The sequence below is a fragment of the Mycobacterium parascrofulaceum ATCC BAA-614 genome (assembly GCF_000164135.1).
Classification (GTDB): Bacteria; Actinomycetota; Actinomycetes; order Mycobacteriales; family Mycobacteriaceae; genus Mycobacterium; species Mycobacterium parascrofulaceum.
Genome location: NZ_GG770553.1, coordinates 1,896,288 through 1,898,928, shown reverse-complemented (window position 1 = coordinate 1,898,928; position 2,641 = coordinate 1,896,288). Strand labels below are relative to the sequence as shown.

Annotated in this window: 4 protein-coding genes; 3 read left to right on the top strand and 1 reads right to left on the bottom strand. The window is 74.7% G+C overall.

The window, feature by feature from the left end; translation table 11 throughout:
- On the bottom strand, window positions 1–1,206 hold a 1,206-nt coding region (locus tag HMPREF0591_RS08920), incomplete at its 3' end, for a UvrD-helicase domain-containing protein (RefSeq protein WP_007168158.1).
- A gap of 110 nt (window positions 1,207–1,316) precedes the next feature.
- On the opposite strand from HMPREF0591_RS08920, the gene HMPREF0591_RS08915 reads away from it, so the two are divergent.
- The 3 genes from HMPREF0591_RS08915 to HMPREF0591_RS08905 form a co-directional block, all read left to right on the top strand.
- Window positions 1,317–1,520: a hypothetical protein gene (locus tag HMPREF0591_RS08915; RefSeq protein ID WP_007168157.1), complete on the top strand. Its 204-nt coding sequence runs from the start codon at window positions 1,317–1,319 to the stop codon at window positions 1,518–1,520.
- Window positions 1,521–1,563: 43 nt separating this feature from the next.
- Window positions 1,564–2,346, top strand: coding sequence for an alpha/beta fold hydrolase (locus HMPREF0591_RS08910; protein WP_007168156.1), 783 nt, complete (start codon window positions 1,564–1,566; stop codon window positions 2,344–2,346).
- 1 nt (window position 2,347) lies between these two features.
- Window positions 2,348–2,641: MGMT family protein (locus HMPREF0591_RS08905; RefSeq protein WP_007168155.1), on the top strand; the 294-nt coding region annotated here is incomplete at its 3' end.

Sequence of the window (2,641 nt, the reverse complement as noted above, 5' to 3'; positions counted from 1 at the left end):
CAATCGCGCGCCGGCCCGCGGCACCGAGCGGACGACGACCGCCATCTGCGACCACGGCACGCCGTCCACCAGGTGCGCACGCCGCAGCGCGTCGGCGATCATCGCCGCCTCCGCGTGGGCCGATGCGGCCAGGCGCACGGTGACCGAGCCCTCGTCGGGCCCGGTGCCCTCGATCCGCCGGCCGCCGCTGCCGCCCGGCAGCCGGTGCGCGATGCCGCTGACGGCGCGCGCCACCGCCGGCGCGCAGCGATGCGAGACCGTCAGCGTCACCGACGGCGCATCGTCGTCCTGGGGGCACCACCCGCTTGCGGGGGACAACCCGGCGGACTCACCCCCCCGGAAGCCGAACACCGCCTGGTTCGGGTCGCCGGCGATCAGGGCCAGGTCGGCTCCCGCGGCGAGCACCCGGACCAGGCGGGCGGCCTGCGGGTCGAGCTGCTGGGCGTCGTCGACCAACAGCACCCGCACCCGGCCCCGCTCGGCGGCCAGCAGCTCGGGATCGATCGCGAAGGCCTCCAGAGCCGCGCCAACCAGTTCGGCGGCGCCCAGCGCGGGCGTCGTCGCCTGCGGCGCCGCCGTCCCGACCGCCGCCCGCAGCAGCATCACCTGCTCGTACTGGCGGGCGAACTGCCCGGCGGCCGCCCATTCCGGCCGCCGACACCGACGGCCCAGCCGCTCCAGCTCCTGCGGGTCCACGCCCCGCTCGGCGCAGCGCGCCAACATGTTCCGCAGTTCGGTGGCGAAACCGGCGGTAGCCAGCGCGGGTTGCAGATGGGCGGGCCACGCCGCCGCCGCGCGCGGGCCGTCCTCGAGGTCGCCGGCCAGCAGCTCCCGGATGATGGCGTCCTGTTCGGCGCTGGTGACCAGGCGCGGCGGCGCCTCACCGGCGCGCTCGGCGGCCCGCCGCAGCACCGCGTAGGCGTAGCCGTGCACGGTGCGCACCAACGGTTCCCGGACGGCGGCGCGGCCGGCGCAGCGCGGCCGCAGCAACGCCGTCGTCAACGCCCCGCGCGCCTGCACACCCAGCCGGCCGGAACCCGTAAGCAGCAGAACCGATCCCGGGTCCAGTCCGGCGTCGATCTGCGCGAGCGCGGCCGCCACCAGCAGGCTGCTCTTGCCGGTCCCGGGCCCGCCCAGCACCCGGACCGGCCCGCGCACGCCGGGCGCCAGCAGAACCCGTGCCTCGGGACCCCAGGTGTACGACATGGCTGCATGCAATCACCCGGGTCTGACAAGTCGCCCCGGCGCGCGCCGCCGCCGCCCCCTACGCTGGAGGCCGCGAGCAGCCAGACGAACGGTGAGGAGGGTACGTAATCGTGACGGACGTCGAACCCGGCTTTCCCAACGACGAAGCGCCCGAAGGCGACGCCGTGGAGCAACTGCAACCCGTCGAATTCGACGAGGAGGTCGGCCTGGACACCGAGTATCTGACCGCCGCCGACCGCGAGGCGAACGAGGCCGACGTGATCGAGCAGGCCTACGTCGTCCCCGCCGACGACGACTGGGACGACGTCCGCTGAGCCGCCCGCGCGGGGCCGTGGCGGCGGCTGGCACGATCGGGGGGTGACCGCCGACCTCCACGTGCACCGCTACGGCCCGCCCGGCCCGGTGCGAGTGCTGGCGCTGCACGGGCTGACCGGCCACGGACAGCGGTGGCAGCAGCTGGCCGGCCTGCTGCCCGGGATCACTTTCGCCGCACCGGATCTGATCGGTCACGGCAGGTCGTCGTGGGCGGCGCCGTGGACCATCGAAGCGAACATCGCGGCGATGGCCGCGCTGCTCGACGGCGAGGCGCGGGCGCCAGTGCTGGTGGTGGGGCACTCCTTCGGCGGCGCGCTCGCCATGCGGCTGGCCGCGGCACGACCGGACCGGGTGGCGGCGCTGCTGCTGCTGGACCCCGCGGTCGGGTTGGACGGCGAGTGGATGCGCGAGATCGCCGACGCGATGTTGTCCTCGCCCGACTACCCCGACCCCGCGGAGGCGCGGCTGGAAAAGCTGCACGGCTCCTGGTCGGACGTGGACCCCGCCCTGCTCGACGCCGAAATCGACGAGCACCTGATCGCGCTGCCGGGCGGCCGGTACGGCTGGCGAGTCAGCCTGCCGGCGATGATGTCGTACTGGAGCGAGCTGGCCCGCGACGCCGTGCTGCCCCCGGACGGCACGACGACCGTCCTGGTGCGGGCCAAGCGCACCTCGCCCCCCTACGTCGGCGACGGGCTCATCACCGGACTGCAGGAACGGCTGGGATCCGATTTCCGGCTGCTGGATCTCGACTGCAACCACATGGTGCCCTACGCCGCGCCGGCCGAAGTCGCGGCGCTGACGCGCGAGCTGCTCGAGGTCTGACGTGGCGCCGGTGACCGACGATCAGGTCGAACGGGTGCGCGCGCTGGTCGCCGCGATCCCGGCGGGCAGGGTCGCCACCTACGGCGACATCGCCGCTGTGGCAGGGCTTTCCAGCCCGCGCATCGTCGGGTGGATCATGCGGACCGACTCCTCGGACTTGCCGTGGCACCGGGTGATCACCGCCTCGGGGCGCCCGGCGCGTCATCTGACCACCCGGCAGCTGGAGCTGCTGCGCGCCGAAGGGGTGCTGGCCACCGACGGCAAGATCGCGCTGGGCGCGGTCCGCTACGACTTC